This window comes from Pseudomonas capsici, assembly GCF_017165765.1.
Taxonomy (GTDB): domain Bacteria; phylum Pseudomonadota; class Gammaproteobacteria; order Pseudomonadales; family Pseudomonadaceae; genus Aquipseudomonas; species Aquipseudomonas capsici.
Genome location: NZ_JAFGZD010000001.1, coordinates 252611 through 278732, shown reverse-complemented (window position 1 = coordinate 278732; position 26122 = coordinate 252611). Strand labels below are relative to the sequence as shown.

At 54.4% G+C, this 26122-nt stretch carries 28 protein-coding genes and 2 tRNA genes; 20 read left to right on the top strand and 10 right to left on the bottom strand.

Annotation, left to right across the window (positions count from 1 at the left end; genetic code table 11):
* The first annotated feature begins 7 nt into the window (after positions 1-7).
* Together xylB and JSY17_RS01205 are read left to right on the top strand one after the other, a co-directional pair.
* Positions 8-1489, top strand: coding sequence for a xylulokinase (gene xylB / locus JSY17_RS01210; protein WP_206401136.1), 1482 nt, complete (start codon positions 8-10; stop codon positions 1487-1489).
* A 24-nt stretch (positions 1490-1513) separates the two neighbouring features.
* Positions 1514-2452, top strand: coding sequence for a carbohydrate kinase family protein (locus JSY17_RS01205; RefSeq protein ID WP_206401134.1), 939 nt, complete (start codon positions 1514-1516; stop codon positions 2450-2452).
* A 110-nt stretch (positions 2453-2562) separates the two neighbouring features.
* Here the strand turns inward: JSY17_RS01205 and JSY17_RS01200 are convergent, their stop codons facing one another.
* Positions 2563-3117 carry a hypothetical protein gene (locus JSY17_RS01200; protein WP_117187091.1) on the bottom strand — a complete coding sequence of 185 codons (555 nt, stop codon included), beginning with the start codon at positions 3115-3117 and terminating at the stop codon, positions 2563-2565.
* Between the two features lie 142 nt (positions 3118-3259).
* Positions 3260-6073 (bottom strand): sensor domain-containing phosphodiesterase, encoded by a 2814-nt coding sequence (locus JSY17_RS01195; protein ID WP_232849240.1) that lies wholly within the window; start codon positions 6071-6073, stop codon positions 3260-3262.
* An 85-nt stretch (positions 6074-6158) separates the two neighbouring features.
* Here JSY17_RS01195 and JSY17_RS01190 point away from each other — a divergent pair, with 85 nt between their 5' ends.
* The 11 genes from JSY17_RS01190 to JSY17_RS01140 all read left to right on the top strand — a co-directional run bounded on the left by JSY17_RS01190 (position 6159) and on the right by JSY17_RS01140 (position 14421).
* On the top strand, positions 6159-6299 hold the full coding sequence (locus tag JSY17_RS01190; RefSeq protein ID WP_206401132.1) for a hypothetical protein: 141 nt from the start codon (positions 6159-6161) through the stop codon (positions 6297-6299).
* 119 nt (positions 6300-6418) lie between these two features.
* Positions 6419-7483: an NAD(P)-dependent alcohol dehydrogenase gene (locus tag JSY17_RS01185; protein ID WP_206401129.1), complete on the top strand. Its 1065-nt coding sequence runs from the start codon at positions 6419-6421 to the stop codon at positions 7481-7483.
* A 243-nt stretch (positions 7484-7726) separates the two neighbouring features.
* Positions 7727-8095 (top strand): hypothetical protein, encoded by a 369-nt coding sequence (locus tag JSY17_RS01180; protein ID WP_117180925.1) that lies wholly within the window; start codon positions 7727-7729, stop codon positions 8093-8095.
* A 205-nt stretch (positions 8096-8300) separates the two neighbouring features.
* Positions 8301-8669 carry an NUDIX hydrolase gene (locus tag JSY17_RS01175; protein WP_117180926.1) on the top strand — a complete coding sequence of 123 codons (369 nt, stop codon included), beginning with the start codon at positions 8301-8303 and terminating at the stop codon, positions 8667-8669.
* Positions 8670-8877: 208 nt separating this feature from the next.
* On the top strand, positions 8878-9834 hold the full coding sequence (locus tag JSY17_RS01170) for a tyrosine-type recombinase/integrase (protein ID WP_206401128.1): 957 nt from the start codon (positions 8878-8880) through the stop codon (positions 9832-9834).
* A 437-nt stretch (positions 9835-10271) separates the two neighbouring features.
* Positions 10272-10541, top strand: coding sequence for a helix-turn-helix domain-containing protein (locus JSY17_RS01165; RefSeq protein ID WP_206401417.1), 270 nt, complete (start codon positions 10272-10274; stop codon positions 10539-10541).
* A 28-nt stretch (positions 10542-10569) separates the two neighbouring features.
* Complete coding sequence (locus JSY17_RS01160) at positions 10570-10995, top strand: hypothetical protein (RefSeq protein WP_206401126.1); 426 nt, start codon at positions 10570-10572, stop codon at positions 10993-10995.
* Positions 10992-11258, top strand: a complete 267-nt coding sequence (locus JSY17_RS01155; RefSeq protein ID WP_206401124.1) for a hypothetical protein — start codon at positions 10992-10994, stop codon at positions 11256-11258. The genes JSY17_RS01160 and JSY17_RS01155 overlap by 4 nt, the downstream gene beginning before the upstream one ends.
* Positions 11259-11343: 85 nt before the next feature.
* Positions 11344-11595 (top strand): hypothetical protein, encoded by a 252-nt coding sequence (locus JSY17_RS01150; RefSeq protein ID WP_206401122.1) that lies wholly within the window; start codon positions 11344-11346, stop codon positions 11593-11595.
* 1149 nt (positions 11596-12744) lie between these two features.
* On the top strand, positions 12745-13092 hold the full coding sequence (locus JSY17_RS01145; protein ID WP_206401120.1) for a hypothetical protein: 348 nt from the start codon (positions 12745-12747) through the stop codon (positions 13090-13092).
* A gap of 732 nt (positions 13093-13824) precedes the next feature.
* Entirely contained in the window at positions 13825-14421 is a 597-nt protein-coding gene (locus tag JSY17_RS01140) for a hypothetical protein (protein ID WP_206401118.1), read from the top strand.
* Positions 14422-14936: 515 nt separating this feature from the next.
* On the opposite strand, the gene JSY17_RS01135 is transcribed toward JSY17_RS01140, so the two are convergent.
* A tRNA-Val gene (locus JSY17_RS01135) sits at positions 14937-15013 on the bottom strand.
* Between the two features lie 309 nt (positions 15014-15322).
* Between JSY17_RS01135 and JSY17_RS01130 the strand changes: the two genes are divergently transcribed.
* Positions 15323-15544, top strand: a complete 222-nt coding sequence (locus JSY17_RS01130) for a ubiquitin-like protein (protein ID WP_117187087.1) — start codon at positions 15323-15325, stop codon at positions 15542-15544.
* A gap of 133 nt (positions 15545-15677) precedes the next feature.
* On the opposite strand, the gene JSY17_RS01125 is transcribed toward JSY17_RS01130, so the two are convergent.
* Positions 15678-15754 (bottom strand) — tRNA-Val (locus JSY17_RS01125).
* 182 nt (positions 15755-15936) lie between these two features.
* Between JSY17_RS01125 and JSY17_RS01120 the strand changes: the two genes are divergently transcribed.
* Positions 15937-17220, top strand: a complete 1284-nt coding sequence (locus JSY17_RS01120) for an NAD(P)/FAD-dependent oxidoreductase (protein WP_117180928.1) — start codon at positions 15937-15939, stop codon at positions 17218-17220.
* 56 nt (positions 17221-17276) lie between these two features.
* Here JSY17_RS01120 and JSY17_RS01115 read toward each other — a convergent pair whose 3' ends face one another.
* The 3 genes from JSY17_RS01115 to JSY17_RS01105 all read right to left on the bottom strand — a co-directional run bounded on the left by JSY17_RS01115 (position 17277) and on the right by JSY17_RS01105 (position 19461).
* Positions 17277-17975: a peptidase C39 family protein gene (locus JSY17_RS01115; protein WP_122370925.1), complete on the bottom strand. Its 699-nt coding sequence runs from the start codon at positions 17973-17975 to the stop codon at positions 17277-17279.
* Positions 17976-18424: 449 nt separating this feature from the next.
* On the bottom strand, positions 18425-19186 hold the full coding sequence (locus tag JSY17_RS01110) for a TerC family protein (protein ID WP_117180930.1): 762 nt from the start codon (positions 19184-19186) through the stop codon (positions 18425-18427).
* A gap of 32 nt (positions 19187-19218) precedes the next feature.
* Positions 19219-19461 carry a hypothetical protein gene (locus JSY17_RS01105; protein ID WP_117164790.1) on the bottom strand — a complete coding sequence of 81 codons (243 nt, stop codon included), beginning with the start codon at positions 19459-19461 and terminating at the stop codon, positions 19219-19221.
* Positions 19462-19593: 132 nt separating this feature from the next.
* Between JSY17_RS01105 and nhaR the strand changes: the two genes are divergently transcribed.
* Complete coding sequence (nhaR, locus tag JSY17_RS01100; RefSeq protein ID WP_117164791.1) at positions 19594-20490, top strand: transcriptional activator NhaR; 897 nt, start codon at positions 19594-19596, stop codon at positions 20488-20490.
* A gap of 2 nt (positions 20491-20492) precedes the next feature.
* On the opposite strand, the gene JSY17_RS01095 is transcribed toward nhaR, so the two are convergent.
* Positions 20493-21002: a DUF1993 domain-containing protein gene (locus JSY17_RS01095; RefSeq protein ID WP_117164792.1), complete on the bottom strand. Its 510-nt coding sequence runs from the start codon at positions 21000-21002 to the stop codon at positions 20493-20495.
* 158 nt (positions 21003-21160) lie between these two features.
* Here JSY17_RS01095 and JSY17_RS01090 point away from each other — a divergent pair, with 158 nt between their 5' ends.
* The 3 genes from JSY17_RS01090 to JSY17_RS01080 all read left to right on the top strand — a co-directional run bounded on the left by JSY17_RS01090 (position 21161) and on the right by JSY17_RS01080 (position 22775).
* Positions 21161-21820, top strand: a complete 660-nt coding sequence (locus tag JSY17_RS01090; RefSeq protein WP_206401113.1) for a YceH family protein — start codon at positions 21161-21163, stop codon at positions 21818-21820.
* Between the two features lie 247 nt (positions 21821-22067).
* Positions 22068-22421: a hypothetical protein gene (locus tag JSY17_RS01085; RefSeq protein ID WP_117180933.1), complete on the top strand. Its 354-nt coding sequence runs from the start codon at positions 22068-22070 to the stop codon at positions 22419-22421.
* A gap of 171 nt (positions 22422-22592) precedes the next feature.
* Complete coding sequence (locus tag JSY17_RS01080) at positions 22593-22775, top strand: hypothetical protein (RefSeq protein ID WP_117180934.1); 183 nt, start codon at positions 22593-22595, stop codon at positions 22773-22775.
* A gap of 96 nt (positions 22776-22871) precedes the next feature.
* On the opposite strand, the gene JSY17_RS01075 is transcribed toward JSY17_RS01080, so the two are convergent.
* Complete coding sequence (locus tag JSY17_RS01075) at positions 22872-23432, bottom strand: hypothetical protein (RefSeq protein ID WP_117180935.1); 561 nt, start codon at positions 23430-23432, stop codon at positions 22872-22874.
* A 258-nt stretch (positions 23433-23690) separates the two neighbouring features.
* On the opposite strand from JSY17_RS01075, the gene pbpG reads away from it, so the two are divergent.
* Positions 23691-24629, top strand: a complete 939-nt coding sequence (gene pbpG, locus JSY17_RS01070) for a D-alanyl-D-alanine endopeptidase (protein ID WP_404823331.1) — start codon at positions 23691-23693, stop codon at positions 24627-24629.
* Positions 24630-24677: 48 nt separating this feature from the next.
* Here pbpG and JSY17_RS01065 read toward each other — a convergent pair whose 3' ends face one another.
* Positions 24678-26108 (bottom strand): NAD-dependent succinate-semialdehyde dehydrogenase, encoded by a 1431-nt coding sequence (locus JSY17_RS01065; protein WP_117180936.1) that lies wholly within the window; start codon positions 26106-26108, stop codon positions 24678-24680.
* Positions 26109-26122: the final 14 nt, after the last annotated feature.

The following is a 26122-nucleotide window of genomic DNA, read 5'->3' as shown; positions in this document are numbered from 1 at the left end:
GGCAACCATGTTTCTTGGAATCGATTGCGGGACCCAAGGTACCAAAGCCATCGTTCTGGATGCGGATAGCGGTCGGGTGCTGGGCGAGGGCTCTGCCCCGCACAGCCTGATCAGCAACGCCCACGGCCGACGCGAACAGGATGTGCAGCAATGGCTGGACGCGCTGGAACAGGCAACCCGCAGCGCTCTGACCAAGGCCGGCATTTCGGGCCTGCAGATCAAAGGCATCGGTGTTTCCGGCCAGCAGCATGGTCTGGTGCTGCTGGACGCCCAGGGCCAGGTGCTGCGCCCGGCCAAATTATGGTGCGACACCGAAACCACTCCCGAGAACCAGCGCCTGCTGGATTATCTGGGTGGCGAGCAAGGCTCGCTGCAACGTCTGGGACTGGTCATAGCGCCGGGCTATACGGTTTCCAAGCTGCTGTGGACCAAGGAGCAGCACCCGGAACTGTTCGAACGCATCGACAAAATCCTGTTGCCTCACGATTACCTCAACTACTGGCTGACCGGGCGTTGCTGCACGGACTATGGCGATGCGTCGGGGACCGGCTACTTCAATGTGCGCACCCGGGAATGGGATCTGCCGCTGCTGGCGCATATAGACCCGACTGGCCGTCTGGGCAACGCGCTTCCGGAATTGCTGCCGGCACAGCACAAGGTCGGCACGATTCGAGGTGAAATCGCCAGCCTGCTGGGCCTGAACCCGGACGCGGTGGTGTCCAGCGGTGGTGGCGACAATATGATGGGCGCCATCGGTACCGGCAATATCAAGCCGGGCCTGATCACCATGAGTCTCGGCTCATCAGGTACCGTGTACGCCTTCGCCGATCAGCCTCAGGTCAGCGAACAGGCATCGGTGGCAACCTTCTGCTCTTCATCCGATGGCTGGCTGCCACTGATCTGCACCATGAACCTGACCAATGCCACCAGTGCCGTTCGCGAGTTGTTCTCGCTGGATATCGACGGTTTCAATCAGGCAGTCGCCCAGGCACCCATCGGAGCGGAAGGTGTACTCATGCTGCCGTTTCTCAACGGTGAACGAGTCCCCGCCCTGCCCGATGCGACCGGCAGCATCCTGGGTCTGAACAGCACCAATCTGACCCGGGCCAATCTGTGTCGTGCCGTGGTTGAAGGCACCAGCCTCGGGTTACGCTACGGTCTGGACCTGCTGAGGGCCAGTGGCATCAAGAGCCAGACCATCCGTTTGATCGGCGGCGGCTCGAAAAGCGCCATCTGGCGACAGATGATTGCCGACATCATGGATACTCCCGTCATTTGCACCGAATACGCCGAAGCAGCGGCCCTGGGTGCAGCCATCCAGGCGGCCTGGTGCTGGGCTGGCGAGAATGGACAGGCAACGGATCTGCAAACACTTTGCGAACGCTGCGTCAGACTCGACCCCGACAGCGAAACCTACCCTGTCGCAAAAAATGTGGCTGCTTACGAGCATGTCCACGCACGTTATCAGGATCAATTGCGGGCAGTCTGATCCCTGCCATTTCACGGAGCACTTATGTTTCTTGTCTGCGGCGAAGCTCTTTTCGATATTTTCACCCGAGCGGACGACAACGGTTCGCTCAACAGACTGGGTCTTGAAGCCGTTGCCGGTGGTTCACCTTTCAACGTGGCGATAGGTCTGCGCCGCCTTGGGGTCGAGGCCGCTTTTTTCGCCGGCCTGTCCACCGACTACCTGGGCCGTCGCCTGCGCGCCGTGCTGGATCAGGAAGCGGTCAACCCCGGCTATCTGATCGACTTTGAAGCGCCTACGACACTGGCCATGGTAGCGGTCGGTGCCGACGGTTCGCCCACCTACAGTTTTCGCGGCGAAGGTTGTGCCGACCGGCAGTTGCAGCTGGAGCACCTGCCTGCCCTGGATGAAAAGGTGCGCGGTATTCATGTAGGCTCGTTTTCGCTGGTCGTGCAGCCGATTGCCGATACCCTTCTGGCTCTGGTTGCCCGGGAAAGCAATAATCGCCTGATTACTCTGGACCCCAACGTGCGACTCAACCCGGAGCCGGATATAGAACGCTGGCGCGCCCGGATCGGCGCCTTTGCCGCGCACGCACATATCATCAAGGTCAGCGACGAAGACCTGCATCTGCTCTACCCGGACAGCGACCCGCAGGGCATTGCCCAGGAGTGGCTGAACAAGCGCTGCCAGTTCGTGGTGCTGACCCGGGGCGCGGAAGGTGCCAGCATTTTTAGCCGGCAACACGGGAACTGGTCGGTGGCGGCGCAAAGCGTCAAGACCGTGGACACGGTGGGCGCAGGAGATACCTTCCAGGCAGCGTTGCTGACGTTCCTCAGCGAGCGTCAGCTGGATACCCCGCAAGGTCTTGAATCCCTGTCACGGGAAACCCTGGATGAAATGCTCGGCTTTGCCGTCAGGGCGGCGGCACTGACCTGCACCAGGGTGGGACCGGATCTGCCGTATCGGCATCAGCTGGAATAATAGATGGGCGCATTTCAAAACCTGTGATAGGCAGCTTGCTGGCAACTGTTCGCCAGCAAGCTGTCTATCACAAGATAACGATCAAACATCAGGATTGACGATACCAGCCTTTAAGCAAGCATCCCGGCCTTGATGCCATTGATTCTCGCATTGATGTCATCGACAGCAGCCGTCTGATGTTCCTTGAGGGCTTCCTGGACTTTCTTGTCCACGGCCAGCTTCTCTTCAGGGCTCATGGCTTCGTATTCGGCCTTGCTGACACCGGTGAGTTTTTCACGCATTTTCTCTTCGGCAGTCTGTTTCATGTAATCCATGAATTCCTGCTGAATCGAGCTGGTCGATGTGCCGGTATTGATCGTACTGCCCGAACCGTTCGAGGCGATCAGGCCGTTATCGCTGTCAGCGGTTTTCTCGGACAGGGTTTTCTCGGCCAGGGTCTTGATGTTGAACATCATCCGGGCAAAGGATTCGTCATAGCCATTGTTGCTCTTGGTACTGTCCTGGGACGCGGAACTGTCCGCCCTGGCGGTCACCGGAGTGACAGCCGGAACCAGACTCTCAGCAGCCGCAACAGTACTGAATGAGTTCTGGGAAACCTCATCCACTGTCTTGCGCCCGACAAATCTGGAAACCAGACCTTCGAGCGTGCCGTTGTTGATAATCATCTTTCACCTCCTGCGGTGGGTGCGCCCCTTTCGCAGCAAAACCGGTGCCAGTCGTCTTTTAAAAGCACAACCATTTGATTTTGAAAGACTTTGAAAATGCACTTCAACCAATCCCCAGAAAGAAACGGAGAGACTATGCCGTTCATGGCAAGTCATTGCCGGTCTGGGTCCAGTGCAGGCCCAACTCGATATTCTTGCTCAGGTCGAGCTGCTCCAGAGGCAACGGCATCGCGAAATGATAGCCCTGCGCCTGACCGGCCCCCATCCCGCGCAACAATTCCAGAGTGGCGTGATCTTCGACACCCTCGGCCACCACGGTCAGGTCCAGAGATTCGGCCATCCGCACGATGGCGCGCACGATCGCCCGGCTTCTGGCACTGGTGGTCAGTTCGAGAACAAAGGATTTATCGATCTTCAGGCCGCTGAAGTGATACTGGTGCACATAGCTTAGCGAGGAGAACCCCGCACCGAAATCGTCCAATACCACCGACATGCCCTGATCGGCCAGCCGCTTCATGGACTGACGGGCCTGCTCGGGATCGGCCACCAGCGCGCCCTCGGTGAGTTCCAGACACAGGCGCGAAGGCGCAACGCCGTACTCCGTCAACAGGGTCAGGACCTCACCGGCAAATTCGGGGCGAGTGATGCTGTAGCTGGAACAGTTGACATGCACCGGTGGCCAGTGGGCATTGGCCGGGTCGGCCAGAATGGCAATGACGCGCTGCAACATGTAAATGTCCAGCCGCCCGATAAGCCGCAAGCCTTCCAGAGCCGGCAGAAAACTGCCGGGAGCGATGACCCGGCCATCGGGCTGACGCCAGCGGATCAAGGCTTCGAGGGCCAGCAGCTTGCCGGTATTGACGCAGATGATCGGCTGAAAATACGGAATCAGTTCGTTGGTCCGCTTGAGCGCCTTGCGCAATGCGCCTTCGCGTTCGACCTGATCGGAAACCTCGCGGCGCAACTCCTGATTGAACACCACAAAGCTGTCACGCCCGCCATTCTTGGCCCGGTACATTGCCGTATCGGCATCGCGCAGCAACTCGGCGGGCTCCTGATGAAACTGACGATCAGCACCGACCACGCCGATACTGCAGGAGGAAAAGACAGCCTGACCGCTGATAAAGAACGGCAGATCGAAGGCTTCCAGGATGCGCTCGGCAATGCCGACCCCGACAGCCAGCGGTGCCCCGATCCCCAGGATCGCAAACTCGTCGCCACCCAGGCGCGCCAATAGATCACCATCACGAATACAACTGCGCAGACGGGCTGCCGCCTGAACCAGCAGAATATCGCCAAAGTGGTGACCGAGGCTGTCGTTGACCACCTTGAAACGATCCAGATCAATGAACATGACCACCAATTGCTGGTCACGACCACAGAAAGCCTGCCAGGCCTCTTTCAGGCTCTGCTGCAACTGACTGCGATTCGGCAGTCCGGTCAGCGAGTCATGGGAATTTTCATGCTGGAGCCGGGCATTGACCAGATCCAGTTCGCGGGTCCGATCCTGCACCCGCGCTTCCAGACGCAGATTGGCGGTGTGGATCGCTTCGGCAGCACTTCGCCGGGACAGAGCCGTATCGATATGCCGGGAGACGAAGGTCAGCAGTTCCTGATCCCGCAGTGTGTAACTCACATTCTGCGAATAACTCTGTACTGCCAGCACGCCCCGGACATCATCCCCCTCGAACAAGGGTATGCCCAGCCAGGATGACGACCGATTGGAGTCATTCTGAATCTCGATCTCGCCTTCCCTTTCCAGCCTGTAGGCATCTTCACGATCGATCAGGCAAGGACGGCGCTGGCGGATGACATACTCGGTAAAGCCACGCTGGCCGCGCCGTGACCGGGGCGGTGTTGTCAGTCGCTCATCGCTGTAATAGGGGAATGTCACTTCTCCGGTAGAGCTGTCGTACAGAGCAATATAGAAGTTGTAGGCCACCAGCAACTCGCCGACGATCATATGCAGGCTATGGAACAGCTCTGCCATGTCACCTGGCTGGCTGGACAGCTCGGTAATCTGGAACAACGCACTCTGCAGATGCTCCGCACGTTCGCGATCGGCCACTTCCTGCCTGAGGGCATCGTTGGCAGCCGACAACTGCTGGGTGCGCAGCAGCACGGTATGCTCAAGGTCGGCCCGGTGCAGAATCCGGTCCAGAGCCATCGCCACATGCCGGGCAACCACCAGAAACAGCGCACGGTCTTCGACACTGTAGATGCGCGAGACGTCATATACCTGCATGGCCAGCATGCCGAAGACTTCGTCGGATGCCTTCTTCAGCGGTGCGCCCATCCAGAACTCGGGATGACGTCCCTCACAGAAGAATCGCCCTTGGGCCTGGGCCTGCCTGATTGCCGCGGCATCGACGAACATCGGCTGACCGGTGGACAGTACATGGCCCGTCATGGACAGCCGCGAACGGTCGAGATACTCGAAGCTTTCCGGCTCCATCGCCTCGTGATCGGCTACGTCGATGTAGTAGGGATAAGTGATCTTGTCTCGCTGGCTGTCGTACAGCGCCAGGTAGAAGTTTTCCGCATCGATCAACGTCGCCAGTTGTTTATGGATGCCTTTGAGGAAAGTGCTGCGGTCCCGTGTCGAACTGGCCAGATAACTGATTTCATAAAGGACCCGCTGAGTATTCTGCGCCCTTACCAGCGCGACACTCTGCAACAGATAGCCCAATCGCAAGGCCAGATCGGCCAGTGCCGGATTGGCCGATTCGCTTCTGGGCGCCAGCAGCCAGCCCAATGGAGTTTCCCCCATCCCCACAACCCAGCGATGCAATTGTCGCTTGCTGCAGAAGCCATCGAAACCGTCGCAGGGAATCTCGCCCGGCCAATCGGCCGGTACAGATCCACTCCCCAGCAGGCGCTTGTGCGTCCCGGCACCGTAGGCCGCCCAGGCCACATCGGGCATGCTGTTGCGTGCCTCACGCAGCAAGGCTTTCATGGACTCTTCATTGGAAGGCACAGGCAATGCGGCCCGGGAATCATCAGTGGGCTGATACAAGGCCGGGGACAAAGGGGGAACCTGCATGGAAAAACACCAAATCCTGTCACTCACTACGGCTATCTTCGACGGCAGCGCCCAAGGGTGGCAAGCAGGATATGTGATTGAAGGCAAGAAAATGCGTATTACGAAGTACACCAAAGCTTCATCACGACAGAAAAGCTGAAGCGCGCTCGGCACTATCCGCTTCTTGAGCGGGTCAAATCGGGTCACGCTGCAATACTTGAAGCCTGTCCGCTACCCTGGCTTTCTATTTCCTTCAACCTTCCTCACAAGGTGATCGCAATGGTCAAGACTTACAGTTACGCCGCAAAAGAACCGAATGACACCCTCAAACCCTATCGTTTCGAACGCCGCACTCCCGGGGCCGACGATGTGCAGATAGACATTCTGTACTGCGGCGTCTGTCACTCGGACCTGCACACCGCCCGTAACGAATGGCACAACACGCTTTATCCTTCGGTTCCGGGACACGAAATCGTCGGTCGGGTCAGTGCCGTGGGTGCCGATGTCAAGAACTTCAAGGTGGGAGACCTGGCGGGTGTCGGCTGCATGGTCGACAGTTGTCAGCATTGCGCCTCCTGTGCCGAAGGTGAAGAACAGTACTGCGAAAACGGTTTTACCGGCACCTATAACGGCCCGGTCTTTGGCGGCGAGAACACCTTTGGTGGCTACTCCGACACTATCGTGGTCAAGGAGAAATTCGTCCTGCGCATCTCCCACAGCGACAATCTGGCCGCTGTCGCGCCACTGCTGTGCGCGGGCATCACCACTTATTCCCCTCTGCATCACTGGAAAGTCGGACCAGGCAAGCGAGTGGGCATTGTCGGCCTTGGCGGACTGGGTCACATGGCCGTGAAGATCGCCCATGCCATGGGCGCGCATGTGGTGCTGTTCACGACATCGCCCAATAAACGCGAAGACGGCCTGCGCCTGGGGGCGGATGAAGTCGTGGTTTCCAAGGATGCCGCAGAGATGGCCGCGCAGGCCAACAGCCTGGACTTCATCCTCAATACCGTCGCAGCACCTCACGATCTCGACGCCTTTCTGGGACTGCTCAAGCGTGACGGCACCATGACCCTGGTGGGCGCGCCAGCCGAGCCCCATCCATCACCGGCGGTGTTCGGACTGATCTTCAAGCGTCGCAGTCTGGCAGGCTCCCTGATAGGCGGCATTCAGGAAACCCAGGAAATGCTGGATTTCTGTGCCGAACACGGCATCGTTTCGGATATCGAACTGATCGCCATGCAGGACATCAACGAAGCCTACGAGCGCATGCTCAAGGGCGATGTGAAATATCGCTTCGTGATCGACATGGCGACACTGAAGCAGGAAGCCTCGGCAGCCTGATGCTGATCTGCGGGTTGTCCCACTTGTCGGACAGCCCGCTCCTGCAGTCGAAATTCATATAACCCGAAGTCTCGATTTCAAGTCTCTGCTTAACAAGTGTCATCACCGAAATATCTTGCTGCAAATAACTGCAAATTTCATCAAACCATTCGTCATAAAGCCCTTCTCCTTACCCCCTGTCGGTTGACATGCCCCTTTATGGAGCGCGCAATAGCCATTGGATGAAACGATGGGGAAACACATATGGCTAAGATCAATGTTTTAGCGGGTGATTTTCTTCAAGGTAATGGAGAGTACCGCTCTGGCACCATTACGCTTGTAACCCCTCTCTTCCCGTGGCCTGGAATCTGTTTCAAACAGGACGAAATCAAGTCAGTGGAAGTTGCCAGCAAAGTCACCAACAGGAGAATGGACGACGCAATAGGAAAGAGCATTGCAGGCGCTCTGGTGCTTGGTCCTGTAGGCGCTGCAGCAGGCATGCTGCTGGCAAACGAAGAAAAGGAAATAACCTTCGTGGCTACGCTCAAGGATGGAAGAAGCCTGCTTGCCGCAACCGATGAAAAGACCTACCGAAAGATGGCGGAGCACATCCCCGTATCCGGCTTCATGTAACGCACCTGACACCCGACAAGAGCCCGGTCATACGCCGGGTTCTTTCGTTACAGCAGACTATTCTTCCAATAACCGTTCTGGCACTGATTATGCTTGATTGCATTTTTATTACATTTTTATGACTTGAGTCTTTTGCAACAGTAATCTCAAGTTTCATGGCAGTCGTGCAGATATCAAGGATGACTGGACGTTAAAAGGTGGAAAAATGAAAGAACGAGCGACAGTCATCTGCAAGCGTGACGATCAGATCCTTTACGTTCGCAAGCCGAAATCGAAATGGGCACTGCCCGGCGGCAGGATCGAAGCGGGAGAAACGCCTGCGCAGGCAGCCGTACGCGAACTGAGTGAAGAAACGGGTCTTGAGAACCTGGAGTTAATGTATGTGGATGAATATGAAAAGGACCGGGTCATTCATCACATTTTCACAACCATGATCCCGGCCTCCAGCGAACCCTCGCCCCGGAACGAGATTTCTGCCTGCAAATGGCTCGCTACCGCGAACATCAGCGACCTCAAGGCCAGCACGGCGACCAAATCCATCGTCAAGTCCTTCGCCCGCCCCAACAACAAATAGGGGACAGGTTTCAAACACGATAAACGCAAAAAGGGCGACCCTTTCGGATCGCCCTTCTTCACCGCCCAGCAGAGCGGACTTTATCTGGTAGGCGCGATTGGACTCGAACCAACGACCCCCACCATGTCAAGCAGGCACCCTGCTGGCCTACAACCCTTGTGGTTCAAGGCCCTGAGAGAACGCCCATTCACACTATGAGGCGTCAAATATGGCTAACATTCGCTCCCTTCCTTCTGGCAACTGGAATGCTCAGGTACGCATCAAGGGCAGACCTGCTCAATCAGCTACCTTCCCTACTCAAGCTGAGGCTCAAGCATGGGCTGACAAGCAGGAAGCTATTCACAAGGACCACAAGCATCACACCATACTCACCCTAGGCATGACCTATTGTGAATCCCACCTCAAGGGCAAGGGCAGCTATGACCATGCCATCCAGATTGTTGAGCAGCTTGCTCAAGCCTTCCCCCAGCCCATCCATGACATCACCCCCAAAATGATTAATGACTTCAAGCTAAGACGCTTACAGACAGTGAAAGCTGCCACCTGTAGGCATCAGTTAGCGTTCCTCTCTCGGTTCTTCAAGTATGCAAAGCGGGGCTTGCTGATAGATATAGCTAACCCCGTACAGGAAATAGTCCTGCCCAAGCCAGGAAAGTCGAGTGACAAGGTAGTGACCATTGGTGAACTGCACCTCATCTTGAATGAGTTATCACCTACCATGGCTCTGATAGCTGAGCTTGCCTATGAAACAGCCATGAGGCGTTCTGAGATACTGAAACTCACAGTTAACTGTCTGCACCTAGATCAACGTATAGCTGATGTTGTAGACGGGAAGAATGGTACACGCTCTGTTCCTCTCACCTTGCGTGCTGTAGAGCTATTCAGAGAGGCTATGAGACGCGCTGTAGCTGAGCGTATACCCAAGAGCAGGTTGTTCACTGTAGCCCCTCACAGCGTCTCACAGGCCGTTAGAAGGGCACGCATAGCCACCAACCTAGACAATAGTGTAAGACTCCACCAGTTGAGACATACAAGAATTACTAACGTAGCTAAGAAGGGTTTTAACAATGCTCAGATAATGATTGTGTCCGGTCATAGAGACACTAGGTCTGTAGCTAGATACTCTCACTTGAATGCTGTGGATGTTCTCCACCTTATTGATTAAAGCCTCTGTAAGCTCACTGGTGAGGCGTAAGGAACCAACCTCACAGACTTACTACCTGTAGATATAACACCTCCCTAGCAGGCTTATAGGGGCTTACAACTGGGCCTTGCTACAGGCTGATGCTAGGGGGTATGAACGGGCACTTTTCGACATAATTGAATTAATTCGAGAAAATTAAAAAAAATTTGTCGTCTTTTCCCTAAAATCAAGGTATAGCATAGTAACAATGATAGAAATATCACCTCGGTGTTTGCACCCACCCTTCCAAAATGGGTATAGGTATATCCCCTAGCACCCCCCTCTCTCCAACATCCTTCTCTTTGCACAGCTAGTTATGCGATGGGAAAGCTCTGTGTTTTTACCTAGAAAATATTATGAGCCCTACATCAGGGGGATATAGGGGGAGAGCTTATATAAAACCAATAGAGGCAACAGCAATGAGCATTACGCTAGAAGAAATTGTGGCAACACAACACCAACAACTTAATACGTTATCTAGAAAAATAATCTATCTAATGATTCGTAACCAAGCCGATAATGAGGGTTGGTCAACTATCTCAGGTAGTGACTTCTGTAGGGCGTCTGCCCTATCTAAGCGTTCTGTAGAAGGAGTAATCAAACACTTGATTAACTCAGGCATAGTAGAACGCAAAAAATCTGCTCCCTCTCAGGCCTCCCCTTATAAATATCGCATCGTCACTCTGTGAGTGACTCTCCATAAGAAGGAAACACAATATGAAGTATACACATAACGACCTAGTGGCCATTTCTCAAGAGACTGGACGCAGTGTTGAGGAAATTAAAGACATTGCACATAACTCTGGCTGGCAGCTATCAGAACGACCTAAGACGCTTCATGGCCTAGATAACCCCAAGGATGCCGTAGCCATGATGAAACAGATTAAGGAACAAACTCTACAGCGACTTTATAAAAATGATCCTTTCATTCGTGAAGGCATCAATGCTCAAGCAGCTATTGAGACAGCTAGACAGACACGCAACAACAGCACGCCTACAAATAATATCTACGATGAGAATGGAAACTTTCAAGGCGTTAACAAAAGCATTATTAGCGGGCCAGCAGCTACAGGTAAAAATCAAGCTGACGCCATGAAGGCCATTAAAGCCAACATTTACAAACGACTAGGAGTTGAGCAATGAACTACTACCTATCAGAAGGTGAGCGAAAATATCTTGAGCGTCGCAAGGCTGAGCTTGAAAAAACTATTAAAGCTACTGCCTTGAAGAATGAAAGCCTTGTAGGCGAGCCTAAGTTTTACAAGGATGTACAATATCAAATGAACCAAAGGGGTAATTTCCTTTGCATCAACCCGCGCCACCATGAGTTAGAAGGTGTATTCACTACAGCATTCATGCTGCATAAGGCTATTGACGACATAGAGAAGCTAAAGCCTAGATCATGAAACCTTGTATAACATGGGCTATCTTTATCTATACCATCCTCCTCACACTACTAACAGTATCTAGACTCATTGTAGGAGCCATGACATGTCTCATATAGTTTCAGAAGAAGACTACATACTTATACCTAACATTCAATCCACAATCAAAGCCATCATCCCTGTCAAGCTCAAACGTAAGGTAGCTAGAGAGATACTTACAGCTAAGGGCGATCCTGATGCCATCTACGCATTAGCCCTAAAGCATCGAATGTCCTTACAAGCTGTAGGCCAACTGACTTGGGAGACAGAAAAGACCATCAATAAAACCCCAGCAGTGAGCGCTGACTATAAGGTGTAACCCCTGACGAATGAGAAGGATAGGCAATGACCGTCCCACTTAATACAGACATACGCAACATCATCACTACAAACCATCGAACCTCTACAGTAGGTAGCTACGTTATAGACAAGAACACTAGTGAGGTGCTAGGTGAGTACACCACTCATACTATGCTTCATGCCCCTTATGACTATGACCCCCCTAGCCCCTGTAATAGCTCTCCTAGGCGTCCTTTCCTTGACCTCATCAGTCACCACCTCTCTAGCAGGACTCAGCCTCTCACAGCCCCTGAGAGCGCTACAGGCAAGAGACGCGGCCCTAAACCCAAAGTAACTATAAATCCTTACGCTAAGCATTTTAAAGTGGCTCACACCGAGTACTATAGTTGGCTTGATGATTATGTTTATGGTTCCTGTATGACAGCAGGAGGCGTTAACAATGGGACTATGAGCGCTAGCCCAGCCCATGTACTCAGAGCTTGTATGCTTCCAGAGCTAAGCACTGAGGCTATTAAACAATCTATCTACCTTGAAGAACTCAAGCCAATGAGTGACCGACAGGCACGTAGAATATGTCAATGCGCTAGGTTAGCTATTGGCGGAATGAGCATGTTCCTTGAGCGTAACCCTAGTGTTCGGGAGATGCTAGAGTTTGAGGTACGCTTTGCTGACTCCTACCCTTCTCTACCTCAGTTATAATTACGGTCGGATATAGAGAGAAAACCTCTCTCTGCTATCTCCTGATTTAATACGGCCGAATATAGAGAAGACATCTCTGTAACCCTACAGTGAAATACGCTCGGATAGTAAGAGACACCACTCTTACCCCTCAGCAATTAATGCGGTCGGATATAGAAGTGACATTTTCACTTACTCCAGCCTAACAAAGATCAACGGCGTCACTCTCGGATCATTTTCTCTTAAAGACCCTTAAGGGATCTTGATCTTTAATAGTTTAGCCACCACTCTTACACTTAAAAGCAAAAGCAACGTCGGCATAGCCGACAAGAGCACGCATTAAAAGAGAAGATCAAAAGCAAACTACCCACCAGTATATATGCTCTTGATCTTTCTTTATTGCGTTGCCACTCCGTGGCGTGCTCTTGCTTCTGCTGTCACGCAGTGACTCCTGCTGAAAGCCCACTACTACCCTTAAGAGAGAAAAAGAATGAACATTAAAGAAACATACAGAAAGGAATACATAGAAGCCTTCTCACACATTGAGCTAGCTGAGAAGATAGGCGTAAGCCTAACACTGCTAGACAGTCATGCAGACCTACAAGGCTGGAAAGAAGAACATAGACTTTACTGGTTCGACAAGTCTATAGAACAACTCAAGGTAGAGCTTATCAATGGTAATGTGTCAGCAGTGAAGGAGATGCTTAAGCTCGCTGGCATAACTAGACCAGTAGGACGCCCTAAGAAAGAAGACGTAGAGAAATACCTCAATATCAAAGCTAAGGTTGATGGCGAGTTTGATGCAGATATTAGACGTATGTCTCTTGTTAAACCGTAATAATTATTTATTAACTGAGGTGAGATGCATTGACCTCAGAGCATAACCACCACATCTCTATCTGTACTTACGAAACAGATATAGCCTCAACCCCCACATGACTATCACCCGAATCACAAACGCTGAGAGCACCAACAGCAAAGCGCCTAGCACCTTGCCTTTGAATATGGCAATCATGGTGGATGCAACAATCGTAGAAAGTAGAAGTAAATTACATAGCAGACCTATAGGGTGGAACGCAGAAGCTGACTTCAATATGAGCCTAATAGATTCAGGAGTTGAGTCGTGCATTCAATTCTTTCCTTGAATTAAAGGTATAGCTAGATCAAAGAGAGCGTTATACTCTAACTGTATCTATGCCCTCTTAGGGTGCTCAATGCGTTCCCACATTGGCCGTTCTTCACAGGGGCTTAGCCTGCTGTGCCCGATAGTTTAGCTACCAGTACCTACCCCTCTAACAAAGCCAGAGGGGATATGCTGACGTATCAGTTACGCCTTACTGGGGAGTTTTGCTAACCATCCTCCCATTGTCCTCTCAGCGTTCATATCAACACTACGCCATTGAAGGCTACGCTATGACACTACTAACCTTGAAGCGCCCCCTATTAGGGACATACAGTTTACCTGAGTAGCTAGGCAGGCCCGTTTACCATATATTGATCTTATATTACAATCAACAAAAATTGTCAACCAAAATAGCGCATCGCGATTGTCACAGCCTAGGAGTTTGATATGGATACAATTCCTCCAGAACAGCTACTAAGTTACATTCAAATTGTAAGAGAGCTAAAAGCCTTAACCCCTACACCCAACCTTTGGATACCTTTCTGGTCAGTCGTCGCTGGTGCGTGCCTAGGATTTATCCCCCAAGCCATAGGGGCAGTTAGGAGGGATCACAACGCAAGAAAAACAGTTCAAGCCGCCCTGCTAGCAGAGGTCTCATACATAGTAAAAATGATAAATATAAGAAACTATCTCAATGACGCAAAACAAACCTACACCGACCTCATGATAGCGAACAACAGAGATAGCGCTTTAGCGGCTAAAAAAAAGGCACACTTTCAAGAACATAAAGAGCAATCAATAGTTTCGATACAGCCTGATTACAACAAGGTTTTCAAGGCCCATCTGGAGAAACTGGGATTATTACCAGAGCAATTTGCAATTGACATTGTTACATTTTACGGCTTACTAGACGCAGTGGTTCAGGATCTTAGACCTGAAGGTGTTTTAAGGGAGCAAGGTTACGCAGCTCAATACAAGGAAGCCATTAAGTTGATGGAGGAAGCTTTAGAGCTTGCATATAAACTTGGGGTACGTAAAACCTAGAATTTCCCCTAGAAAATATCAGGGGACAATGCATAAATAGCACTACCCCCTACACCCCCTCCCTACCCCCATGCGCTCATGCGCCCCAGCCAGAAAATGAGGGCATGTCTTCCTACCAGACAGACTCATACACTGACTGGTCGCCTCTCTCATACATTGATAGCTCATTGGCTTGGTGCCACAGACGTTTAGCTACTTACCCACCACAGCAGGCACGTAGCTCAGATGGTTAGAAGCCGTCATTGTGAGGCACGAACAATGCCCACCACCTTAACAAGAAGGTGTTCCGACCTTTCAGATCAATGAGTTAGGCTAAGTCGTTCACAATTTCTTGTGTGAACGCTGCCGTGAACATCACTGTGAATGACGTGTGAACGCTCACCACAGGCCAAATTTTCTGTTCACGTTGCCTTCTGTGAACACTGCCTGTAATTTGTGAACGTTTTCTCAGGAACGAAAAAAGGGCGACCCTTTCGGATCGCCCTTCTCTACCGCCCAGCAGAGCGGATTTTGTCTGGTAGGCGCGATTGGACTCGAACCAACGACCCCCACCATGTCAAGGTGGTGCTCTAACCAACTGAGCTACGTGCCTGCTGTGGGAGCGCATTCTACGGATATTGAAAGAGGTGTCAACGGCTTTTCGCACTAACCCACTGATATATTCGAATTTTTGCCTTCACACTCAGCCTGGGTCTCATCAAGCCACCTCAGCACATCCCGACAAAGAAGGCCTGGCCAGCGGTCCGAAAGCGCCTGGCACTGGCATTTCTGTCAGTTTCGGTCATTGAACCTCGCTTTTAACCTGTATTCAGGCGCGCAAGCGAACTGTAGAAATCTACCCGAAAGACGATCGAGACACGCCCATTCGCGCCACCTATGCCCTTCGACCGCAGGTGACGAAATGATTATTTATGTGAAGAAACTGACCGGAGAAAACCTGGTTCTGGAAGTAGAGCCGTCGGATACGATCAGGAATGTGAAAGACAATCTCGAGAACAGGTATGGCATTCCTGCTACGGAACAAAGGCTCATCTTTTCCGGGAAACTGCTTGAAGACCAAAAAGCCTTGAGCGATTACAACATCCAGAATGAGAGCACCCTTCATCTTGTAATTCGACTGTAGTCATGAGGTTGCGGTGCAATAACAGGTCGGCAGACTGAATCGTGATCGTCATGCGGCTTTCCGTCAGCCGAACGAAAAAAGGGCGACCCTTTCGGATCGCCCTTCTCTACCGCCCAGCAGAGCGGATTTTGTCTGGTAGGCGCGATTGGACTCGAACCAACGACCCCCACCATGTCAAGGTGGTGCTCTAACCAACTGAGCTACGTGCCTGCTGTGGGAGCGCATTCTACGGATATTGACTGGCCTGTCAATCACTTTTTCAGCTAAGCCTATGAATTAGCAACGCTTTTAGGTGCTGCACGGACGAATATGTTTTAGCGGATGGCTGGCAGAGGCTTTTTAACTGGGGTAGGATCACGGCACACGTCAAGAATTTTAAACGGAGCTTCAGGATGGCGAACACGCTCTACCCGCAGTCCTACTATGCAGCCTCAGCCAATCCAGCGCCGGAACGTCCTGCCTTGCAGGGTGAAGTGGAGACAGATGTCTGCATCATCGGCGCAGGCTATACCGGCCTTTCCAGCGCCCTCTTCCTGCTTGAGCATGGCTTCAGGGTGACAGTACTCGAGGCCGCGAAGGTCGGCTTTGGTGCTTCGGGTCGTAACGGCGGGCAGATCGTCAACAGCTACAGCCGCGATATCGATGTCATCGAGCGTAGCGTTGGTCCAAAACAGGCGCAGTTACTGGGCCAGATGGCGTTCGAGGGCGCGACGATCATTCGTGACCGGGTTTCGCGCTACGGCATTCAGTGCGACCTGAAGGACGGTGGCGTGTTCGCAGCCCTGACCAATAAACAGATGGCGCACCTGGAAGCGCAAAAACGCCTGTGGGAGCGCTACGGACATACGCATCTGGAATTGATGGACAAGCGTCGCATCGGCGAAGTCGTGGCCTGCGAACAATACATCGGCGGCATGCTGGATATGACCGGCGGCCACATCCATCCGCTGAACCTGGCGTTGGGCGAAGCGGCGGCCGTGGAGTCGCTGGGCGGCGTGATTCATGAACAGTCGGCGGCGATCCGCATCGAGCGCGGGGCCAGTCCGGTCGTGCATACCGCTCAAGGGAAAGTCCGCGCCAGATTCATCATCGTGGCCGGCAATGCCTATCTGGGCAACCTGGTGCCGGAGCTGGCAGCCAAATCCATGCCATGCGGCACTCAGGTCATCACCACCGAACCGCTGAGCGAAGAGCTGGCCAAATCCCTGCTGCCTCAGGATTACTGCGTCGAGGACTGCAATTACCTGCTGGACTATTATCGCCTCAGTGCCGACAAGCGCCTGATCTTTGGCGGCGGCGTGGTGTATGGCGCGCGGGATCCGGCCAATATCGAAGCCATCATTCGTCCCAAGATGCTCAAGGCCTTCCCGCAGCTCAAGAACGTGAAAATCGATTACGCCTGGACCGGCAACTTCCTGCTGACCCTGTCACGCTTGCCGCAGGTCGGACGCCTGGGCGACAACATCTATTACTCTCAGGGCTGCAGCGGACATGGCGTGACCTACACCCATCTGGCAGGCAAGGTGCTCGCCGAAGCCTTGCGCGGTCAGGCCGAGCGTTTCGATGCATTCGCCGACCTGCCCCACTACCCCTTCCCCGGCGGCCAGTTGCTGCGCACGCCGCTTACAGCCCTGGGCGCCTGGTATTACAGCCTGCGTGACAGACTGGGTTTTTGAAGCTGAACAGAGTGAAACCCCTGCAGGTCGGGGGCTTTCACTCCTTCAGACCAAACTTATTTAACACCCTGCCGGTCCAGCGTCTTGACCGCCTCACCCGCCGCCTGCTCCTGCCCCGCCTGGGACAGCTCATTGGCAGCTTTCAGCCAGCGCTGCCGATCCACATTGGCAGGCAGTTGTCTCGGCCCCTGAATCAGGATCGCCCAGCTACCTGCATCCTTCCAGGCAGAGTTGAAGCTGCCAAAGCTCATCAACTGCCGACGATTCATGCCAGCCTGCAACAGAACGGTCTGCTTGATGCGGTTGTAGCCCACCAACACGACATACCGGGGCTCTTTCCACCAGGCCGAACCGTCGGACAGGCGCAGCATCACCGGATAACCCGCCGAAACCTGCTCCAGCAAGGCGTGCAATTCGCCATCGAGCGGGTAAACCATGAAGCCGTATTGGCGCGCCACGTTCTGCATGCTGCTTTCGAGTCGCCCCTCGCCGCCTGGCAATTGCAGCGGTTTATCGAGCAGACCGGGCGTAATCAGCACCTGACGGTTGGCCAGCATGCCCGCCAACGCCCCGGGCCCACTTTGATAAGCGTTGCCACGAAAGAACGGCACAGAATTGAGTTCCACTCGATCCGGCAGGCGCTGAATCTGTGGTGTGACCATCGAGGTGCAGGCGCTCAGGCTCAATACAAGGGCAATCACCCACCATGGCCGCCGGGATCTGGCAGCGTTGAACAAGAAAGATACCGGCAGCATTTTCACTCACTTCAACTGGTGTCAGGTAACGCGCGACCCGACTCGGGCATCGATCATAGAGCGGCACAGCGCGTGGGTATAGCCTTCTGACACAGTCAGAGTGACTGGATAGATCAAATTGGTCATAGCCGTCAATTAATCGAAACATGTGAGGGACTAGACTGTCAGTTATTCAGACAGCAAGAAGAAGCGGCAAATACGGAGGCACTTATGAGCCTGGAAATGACAATCGTGATGCTGATCGTGGCATGGCTGATGGTTGCAGGCGCCATGCTTTGGGGAGTACTGAGAATTTCCCGTCGTCACCAACCTCGCGCCGTTCGACCGACACCAGTGGTCCGGCTTGATAAAAGACAGCCTGCAACAGCTCACTGATCAGCGCCCATGAAATGCAAAATGGTCGGCCCCGTTACAGGGCCGACCATTTTTTTGCTTCGCCGATCCGGGGATCAGGCTTTGGCAGCCTGCTCGGCAGCAGCCTTTTTACGCTTGGCCTTGCGAGCCAGAATGTTGAGGATCTCAACAGCGGCCGAGAACGTCATGGCGGCGTAGATGTAGCCTTTAGGCACATGGGCACCGAAACCTTCAGCGATCAGCGTCATACCGATCATGATCAGGAAGCCCAGGGCCAGCATGACCACCGTCGGGTTGTCATTGATGAACTTGGCCAACGGGTTGGCAGCCACCATCATCACGATCACGGCAGACACCACAGCGATAATCATGATCGGCAAGTGTTCGGTCATGCCCACAGCCGTGATGATGCTGTCGATGGAGAACACCAGGTCCAGCAGCAGGATCTGGAAGATTGCCGCGCCCATGCTCAGGGTGACAGCGGATCCGATCGTCTTTTCCTCTTCGACCTTGCTGTCCATGCTGTGATGGATTTCCGTGGTCGCCTTCCAGACCAGGAACAGGCCACCCGCAATCAGGATCATGTCCTTCCAGGAGAACGCCTGGCCGAACACTTCGAGTACAGGCTCGGTCAACTGGACGATGAAGGCCACGGTACTGAGCAGGCCCAGACGCATGATCAGAGCCGCACTGATACCCAGGCGACGAGCCTTGGCGCGCTGATGCTCCGGCAACTTGTTGGTCAGAATGGAAATGAAGATCAGGTTATCGATACCCAACACGACTTCCATCACCACCAGCGTGGCCAAGGCAATCCAGGCTGCGGGACTTGTAACGAGTTCCAAAAGGTATTCCATAGATCGTGTCCTGCTTGAGCCAATGTTAAGCGTTAGATTTCTTTACCAGACTTCTCTTCGGGAGACTCGGGCTGTTTCTTGGGTTCAAGTACCGAAAGATCCTTGCGGGTATCTTCCAGTGCCTTGGTTGCAGCTTCATGGGTATCGTCAATCGCCTGTTTGGCTGTGTTGGCAGCCGTGTCCAGGATTTGCTTGGTCGATGTTTCTACCTGGTCACAGCCAGCCATCACAACCAGTGAACATGTCAGCAATGCGGCGTAAACGGGTTTGATCATGCTTCCCTCGATATGCAAGGCCGGACATCACCTTTGGTCCGGCGTCAGCGAAGCATTCTAGAGACATGGAAACATCAGAAAAATTCGATTTTTCAAGGTGTATACTTCGGTTTTACCGAATCGGCAATCTTTATGCTCAACTACCGCCAACTTCACTATTTCTGGGTCGTGGCCCGAACCGGCAGCATCGTGCGTGCCTGCGAACAATTGAACCTCACACCCCAGACCATCAGCGGCCAGATCAGCCTGTTCGAGGAGACCCTGGGCGTCGATCTCTTCCGCCGTGTAGGGCGGCAACTGGAACTGACCGAAGCCGGTCGCCTGGCACTGCCTTATGCCGAACAGATGTTCCAGTTGGGTAATGAACTGGAAACCATGCTGCGCTCGCAGCCCGACGAACAACAGATCCTGTTTCGCATCGGCGTGGCAGATGTCGTACCCAAATCCATCGTCTATCGACTGATTGCGCCCACCATGGAGCTTGACGAGTCGATCCGCATCACCTGCCGTGAAGACAAGCTCGAACGCCTGCTGGCTGACCTGGCGATCCAGAAACTGGACATGGTGATATCTGACAGCCCTATGCCACCACATCTGGACATCAAAGGCTACAACCAGAAACTGGGAGAGTGCGGCGTCAGCTTCTTCGCCACCCAGGGCGTGGCTGAAAGTCTGTGGGGAGACTTTCCGCAGTGCATGCATGGAGCGCCGCTATTGATTCCCGGGCAGGACACCGTGGTACGCGGCAGGTTGATGCGCTGGTTCGCCGAACAGAAAATCCAGCCACGGATCATCGGCGAGTTCGACGACAGCGCCCTGATGAAGGCTTTCGGTAAATCCGGCAGTGGCGTATTCGTCGCCCCCAGCGTGATCGCCGATGAAGTACAGAGTCAATACGACGTGAAGATCATTGGCCATACCGAATCGGTGACCGAATCGTTCTATGCCATTACCGTCGAACGCAAGGTCAAGCACCCCGGCATTGTCGCCATTACCGAGAGTGCCCGAAACAAGCTGTTTACCGACTGAGCCTAGAATTTGCCCATGTAATCGCGCTTGCCGATTTCCACGCCATTGTGGCGCAGCAGATCGTAGGCCGTGGTGACATGGAAAAAGAACTGCGGCAAGGCATAGCTGAGCAGGTAAGCCTGGCCGTTGAGGCGCTTTTCCTTGTCGGTGCCAGGACGCAGAACGATCTCAATGCCTTCCTTGCCGTCGACATCTTGCGGCTTGATGCTGGCGATGAAGGCCAGAGTCTTGGCGATCAGGGCTTGCAGATCGGCAAAGGTGGTTTCGTTATCTTCGTATTTCGGAATCTCGACGCCAGCCAGACGAGCCGAAGCGCCCTTGGCGAAATCCACGGCGATCTGAATCTGACGGGTAAAAGGCAGCATGTCCGGGAACAGACGCGCCTGCAACAGGGCTTCAGGCTGGATTTTCTTCTCGGTCGCGTGGGCCTCGGCCTTGACCAGAACGTCATTCAGCGCGTTGAGCATTTGCTGGAATACAGGGACGGAAGCGGCGTACAGGGAAATAGACATGACAGATCCTGAAAGTGAAAGTCAGGAATTATAGACATGCTCTTGAGGAAAGATGGCGAGTCTTTTCTCAGTGCCATGCAGCGAATCATCGGCGCACTGGAAATAATTCAGTGCAACCCATAGGCTGACACCCCGCCATCGCTCAGGGAAAAAGCGTAATGACCACCGAACCTTCTGCAACCGAATCAGCCGATGGCACCGAGGCGCTGCGACTCAACAGCACCGAAGTACGCATTCTCGGCTGCCTGATCGAAAAACAGGCCACCAGCCCGGAAACCTATCCGCTGACACTCAATGCGCTGGTTCTTGCCTGCAACCAGAAAACCAGCCGTGATCCGGTGATGAACCTGACTCAGGGCCAGGTCGGCCAAAGCCTGCGCGCCCTGGAAAACCGGGGCCTCGCTCGCCTGGTCATGGGCAGCCGCGCCGACCGCTGGGAGCACAAGGTCGACAAGCACCTGGAACTGGTGCCAGCCCAGATGATCCTGACCGGCCTGCTACTGCTGCGTGGCCCACAGACCAGCAACGAACTGCTGACCCGCAGCAATCGCATGCACGACTTCGAAGACAGCGAACAGGTCGTCCACCAACTGGATCGCCTCATCGTCCGGGGTCTGGCAACCCTGCTGCCACGCCAGCCCGGCCAGCGCGAAGATCGCTACATGCATTCGTTGGGAGACCCGGCGGACCTGCAGGAACTTCTGGCAGCCCGGCAAAACCAGCCGGAGCGTTCATCCTCATCAGCATCCAACGAGAGGCTGGATGAACTGGAAGCGCGGATTGCGGCGCTTGAGGAGCGGTTGGCGAGGCTGGAGTAAACGGGAAGGCTTACCTGATTACGTTTACTTCCTACCGAACGGTATTGGATTAACCCCTCGGAGCCAGCGTAGAATCTGCTCCGAGCCCCCACGATGAATCCGCTACACAAACATCGCCGGCCCCCTTACACAAAATTTACCTAATGGCTTCGCAGATTTCTCCGATTACGATGTCTTAGAGTTATCCCGTGGCAGTGCTTGAGCGTAATGCAGGCCCGCGACAACGGGTTGAGAGCGAGGAACAGTCATGATTCGTCATATCCCCAAAATTGCCTTGTTTATAGGTGCCCTGGCATTGGCAGGCCAGGCCAACGCTGATCGTGGCTGGGGTGGGCCAGCCGTACTGGGTGCAATCGTCGGCGCTGCCGTGGTTGGAGCTGCAGTTTCGTCCAGCCATGACAGGACAGTGTATGTAGAACGCCAGCCGGTCTATGTTCCACCGCAGCCGGTCTACTACGCGCCACCTCCTCCGCCAGTGGTTTACTACCAGCCGCGCCCGGTTTATGAGGTCGTGGAACGCTACCCGGCTCCGCCACCGGGCTACTACCGCCGTTATGGACCACCACCCGTCTACTATGGCCCACCACGCGGTCACTGGTAACCCGACAAAAGCCCCGCCAAGTGCGGGGCTTTTCGTTGCTTTGTCATCAAACCGGGGTTGCCCGTCAAGGCGCGCAACCCTCGCGATTATCAATGACCACTATCGAGAACGATGATTTCTGTCGGAGACGATGGCTGCGTAAAGTAGCGCCATTGATTGATGGAGACAGCCATGAACAAGGTTCAGATCATGTCAGTAGTTGGCAGCGCCGTCCCGGCCACACTCAGAGAACGCGGCCTTCTGGCCTGCTGGTATCTGATGCACAACGGCGAGCCCGTCAGCGGCCCTTTCGCCTCTCTGCCTGCAGCCCAGGCCAGCTCCGAGAAGCTGGAAAGCCATAAGCTCAACGGCTGAGTGCAGTACCCGATTTCACAGGCTTCGTGCGATTGCTCCGCACATCCCCTTGCCCACATCCTTCGATGTGGGCTTTTTTATGGGCCCGGGAAAACCTCAGACGCGCTCGGCCATTGCCGCATTGATCTGGCAGCGATGAGCCAGCTTCTGCAGACGTTTCTCCAGTGCGACGAACACGACACGGTCCGTACGACCGCTGTCCAGTTCATCGATCAGGTCGTTGGCCACCTGACGCAGCTCATAAGCCAGCACGACACGATCATCATTCAAATCATGTTTGTGGGACTCGAACAGGCGGTGCAGATAATCCTGCAAGGTGTATTTCAGACGATGCCGGTCACTGGCACGCAAATGAGTGAGATTGAGGCTGGTTCTGGCCTGCAGCTCGGTCAACTCGCCGCACAGGTATTGAATACGGCGGGCATAGCCGGTCTCGCGTTCACGCAATTGCTTGTGAGCCACTGCCGCCTCCTGCTTGCGCTGGATACCCGGCACGGCCACAGCAACCATCATGCCTACGATCAGCCCGGTAGCCTGGACCCAACCCGCCCAGTCGGCAGGTCGTGAAAAAAAGCCGGTGACAAGCAGCACGACAGCGACCAGAGATGCAGCGATCACCAGAACAACGTAATCCTTGCCGATAAACCCCTTGAGCATTGCACGCTTCCTTAAATCGATGAGCATTGATGGCGTGGATGCTAATCGGTGTCGGCCTGCGACACCACGAATATTCAAGGCACGCCATCAATTCCTGGCTTTCCTACTTAACAGCAACTTAATAAAACCACGATTCGTGAATTAATTGACGAAACGTCCTGTTCACCCCATCGACTTTGAACAAACTCCGCTCCTAAAATGCAGCGTTTTTCCTATATCCACGTGCAAAACTGCACATTTATCGAGCGAGCCCTGTTCTTGAAAATTCGTCTGCCACTTCTGGGTCTTTTATTTGCACTTACAGGCCCTGTAGTTTCCACCCATGCCATTGCAAACGAAATCGCGGCTCTGAACCGGGATCCTTCACAGCTTCATCTGGCTTCCGGCAGCACACTGGTTATTGATATGCAGACCGACAAGGTTCTGTATTCACACAATCCTGACGTTATCGTGCCGATCGCTTCGGTCACCAAGCTCATGACAGCGATGGTCGTACTGGATGCCAAGCAGCCGATGGACGAAGTCATTCCGGTCAACATTTCCCAGACCCCGGAAATGAAAGGCGTGTTCTCCCGCGTCAAGCTGGGCAGCGAAATGAACCGCAAGGACATGTTGCTGATCACCCTGATGTCTTCGGAAAACCGTGCCGCCGCGAGCCTGGCCCATAGTTATCCGGGCGGCTACCCGGCTTTCATCCTGGCGATGAACGCCAAGGCCAAGGCGCTGGGCATGAAGCATACGGCCTATGTCGAGCCTACCGGGCTGTCGGTCTATAACGTTTCCACGGCACGCGACCTCACCAAGCTGATCATGGCTGCTCGCAAATACCCGCTGATCAGCGAGCTGAGCACTACCCCGGAAAAGACCGTGACCTTCCGCAAGCCGACTTACAGCCTTGGCTTCAGCAACACGGACCACCTTGTGCGCAAGGACAACTGGGACATCAAGCTGACCAAGACCGGTTTCACCAACCAGGCAGGCCATTGTCTGGTACTGCTGACCAGCATGGCCAACCGCCCGGTTTCAGTAGTGATTCTCGATGCCTTCGGCAAATACACGCACTTTGCCGATGCCAGCCGCCTGCGCCGCTGGATGGAAACCGGCCAGAGCGGCCCTGCGCCGGAAGTCGCCTTGCAGTACAAGAAGGAGAAGAATCTGGTGATGAAGCAGAACGGCATTCAGCAGGCACGGGAATAAAACTGCGTGGGAGCGGAGCGCCGTCCGATCCGCTCCCACTGAGTCAGCTTAATTGAATTGCGTCACCAGCTTGGTATTGAGGTAGGCCTCAATGGCTTCGGTACCGCCTTCGGAACCGTAACCCGAGTCCTTGATCCCGCCAAACGGGACTTCCGGCAAGCCGATACCCTGATGGTTGATCGACAGCATGCCGGCTTCGATACCATTGCTCAGCGCCTGGGCAGTCTTCATCGAAGTGGTGAAGGCATAAGAGGCAAGACCGAACGGCACGCGGTTGGACTCGGCAATCACCTCTTCCACTGTGTCGAACGGCACCAGCAACGCAACAGGGCCAAAAGGCTCTTCGTTCATGATGCGCATCTCCCGAGTCAGGCCGCTCAACACGGTCGGCTCGAAGAAATACCCTGCCCCTTCAACGGCCTTGCCGCCCGTTTCCAGTTTCGCACCGGCACCCACGGCATCCTCGATCAGATCCACCAGCGCCGGAATACGACGCTCATTCGCTACCGGCCCCATGGTAATGCCCGCTTCCAGGCCATTGCCGACCCGGACCTCGCGGGTCAGCCCCACGAACTTCTCGGTAAAGGCCTCGAATACCTTGCGCTGCACCAGAATTCGCGTCGGCGAGACACAGACCTGACCCGCATTGCGGAATTTGGCGGTGGACAGCACTCGCGCAGCCAGATCAAGGTCGGCATCGTCGAATACCAATGCAGGCGCATGACCGCCCAGCTCCATGGTGGCGCGCTTCATATGCTGGCCCGCCAGAGCCGCCAACTGTTTGCCAACCGGCGTGGAGCCGGTAAAGGTCACTTTGCGGATCACCGGATGCGGGATCAGGTAATTGGAGATTTCGGCAGGCACGCCATACACCAGACCGATAACGCCCGCCGGCACACCGGCATCGGCAAAGGCACGGATCAGTTCGGCAGGCGATGCCGGGGTTTCTTCCGGGGCCTTGATGATGATCGAGCAACCGGCGGCCAGTGCCGACGACAGCTTGCGCACCACCTGGTTGATCGGGAAGTTCCAGGGCGTGAACGCGGCAACGGGGCCGACCGGCTCCTTGATCACCTTCTGTTCGATGGACGGATTGCGCGACGGCACGAGACGCCCATAACTACGACGCCCCTCCTCGGCCAGCCAGTCGATGATATCGGCGGCGGACTGGGTTTCCATACGCGCTTCAGCCAGCGGCTTGCCCTGTTCCTGGGTCATGATGCGGGCAATGCTGTCGACACGCTCGCGCAGCAGTTGCGCAGCCTTCTGCATGATCTTGTAGCGGTCGTAGGCCGAAGTGGCGCGCCAGGTTGCAAAACCACGTTCAGCTGCCGCCAGGGCTTCATCCAGATCGGGAATGCTGGCATGAGCCACGGTTCCCAGCGACTGGCCGGTGGCAGGATCGATGACCGGCAAGGTGCGCCCATCGCGGCTTGCACGCCATTGGCCATCGATATAGAGCTGAACATCGGGATACATGGCATTTCTCCTGA

Excerpts from the sequence above, each read along its gene's own strand:
- xylB (WP_206401136.1), top strand. The coding sequence starts at position 8 with ATGTTTCTTGGAATCGATTGCGGGACCCAAGGTACCAAAGCCATCGTT.
- JSY17_RS01205 (WP_206401134.1), top strand. The coding sequence starts at position 1,514 with ATGTTTCTTGTCTGCGGCGAAGCTCTTTTCGATATTTTCACCCGAGCG.
- JSY17_RS01200 (WP_117187091.1), bottom strand. The coding sequence starts at position 3,117 with ATGATTATCAACAACGGCACGCTCGAAGGTCTGGTTTCCAGATTTGTC.
- JSY17_RS01195 (WP_232849240.1), bottom strand. The coding sequence starts at position 6,073 with ATGAAAGCCTTGCTGCGTGAGGCACGCAACAGCATGCCCGATGTGGCC.
- JSY17_RS01190 (WP_206401132.1), top strand. The coding sequence starts at position 6,159 with ATGGAAAAACACCAAATCCTGTCACTCACTACGGCTATCTTCGACGGC.
- JSY17_RS01185 (WP_206401129.1), top strand. The coding sequence starts at position 6,419 with ATGGTCAAGACTTACAGTTACGCCGCAAAAGAACCGAATGACACCCTC.
- JSY17_RS01180 (WP_117180925.1), top strand. The coding sequence starts at position 7,727 with ATGGCTAAGATCAATGTTTTAGCGGGTGATTTTCTTCAAGGTAATGGA.
- JSY17_RS01175 (WP_117180926.1), top strand. The coding sequence starts at position 8,301 with ATGAAAGAACGAGCGACAGTCATCTGCAAGCGTGACGATCAGATCCTT.
- JSY17_RS01170 (WP_206401128.1), top strand. The coding sequence starts at position 8,878 with ATGGCTAACATTCGCTCCCTTCCTTCTGGCAACTGGAATGCTCAGGTA.
- JSY17_RS01165 (WP_206401417.1), top strand. The coding sequence starts at position 10,272 with ATGAGCATTACGCTAGAAGAAATTGTGGCAACACAACACCAACAACTT.
- JSY17_RS01160 (WP_206401126.1), top strand. The coding sequence starts at position 10,570 with ATGAAGTATACACATAACGACCTAGTGGCCATTTCTCAAGAGACTGGA.
- JSY17_RS01155 (WP_206401124.1), top strand. The coding sequence starts at position 10,992 with ATGAACTACTACCTATCAGAAGGTGAGCGAAAATATCTTGAGCGTCGC.
- JSY17_RS01150 (WP_206401122.1), top strand. The coding sequence starts at position 11,344 with ATGTCTCATATAGTTTCAGAAGAAGACTACATACTTATACCTAACATT.
- JSY17_RS01145 (WP_206401120.1), top strand. The coding sequence starts at position 12,745 with ATGAACATTAAAGAAACATACAGAAAGGAATACATAGAAGCCTTCTCA.
- JSY17_RS01140 (WP_206401118.1), top strand. The coding sequence starts at position 13,825 with ATGGATACAATTCCTCCAGAACAGCTACTAAGTTACATTCAAATTGTA.
- JSY17_RS01130 (WP_117187087.1), top strand. The coding sequence starts at position 15,323 with ATGATTATTTATGTGAAGAAACTGACCGGAGAAAACCTGGTTCTGGAA.
- JSY17_RS01120 (WP_117180928.1), top strand. The coding sequence starts at position 15,937 with ATGGCGAACACGCTCTACCCGCAGTCCTACTATGCAGCCTCAGCCAAT.
- JSY17_RS01115 (WP_122370925.1), bottom strand. The coding sequence starts at position 17,975 with ATGCTGCCGGTATCTTTCTTGTTCAACGCTGCCAGATCCCGGCGGCCA.
- JSY17_RS01110 (WP_117180930.1), bottom strand. The coding sequence starts at position 19,186 with ATGGAATACCTTTTGGAACTCGTTACAAGTCCCGCAGCCTGGATTGCC.
- JSY17_RS01105 (WP_117164790.1), bottom strand. The coding sequence starts at position 19,461 with ATGATCAAACCCGTTTACGCCGCATTGCTGACATGTTCACTGGTTGTG.
- nhaR (WP_117164791.1), top strand. The coding sequence starts at position 19,594 with ATGCTCAACTACCGCCAACTTCACTATTTCTGGGTCGTGGCCCGAACC.
- JSY17_RS01095 (WP_117164792.1), bottom strand. The coding sequence starts at position 21,002 with ATGTCTATTTCCCTGTACGCCGCTTCCGTCCCTGTATTCCAGCAAATG.
- JSY17_RS01090 (WP_206401113.1), top strand. The coding sequence starts at position 21,161 with ATGACCACCGAACCTTCTGCAACCGAATCAGCCGATGGCACCGAGGCG.
- JSY17_RS01085 (WP_117180933.1), top strand. The coding sequence starts at position 22,068 with ATGATTCGTCATATCCCCAAAATTGCCTTGTTTATAGGTGCCCTGGCA.
- JSY17_RS01080 (WP_117180934.1), top strand. The coding sequence starts at position 22,593 with ATGAACAAGGTTCAGATCATGTCAGTAGTTGGCAGCGCCGTCCCGGCC.
- JSY17_RS01075 (WP_117180935.1), bottom strand. The coding sequence starts at position 23,432 with ATGCTCAAGGGGTTTATCGGCAAGGATTACGTTGTTCTGGTGATCGCT.
- JSY17_RS01065 (WP_117180936.1), bottom strand. The coding sequence starts at position 26,108 with ATGTATCCCGATGTTCAGCTCTATATCGATGGCCAATGGCGTGCAAGC.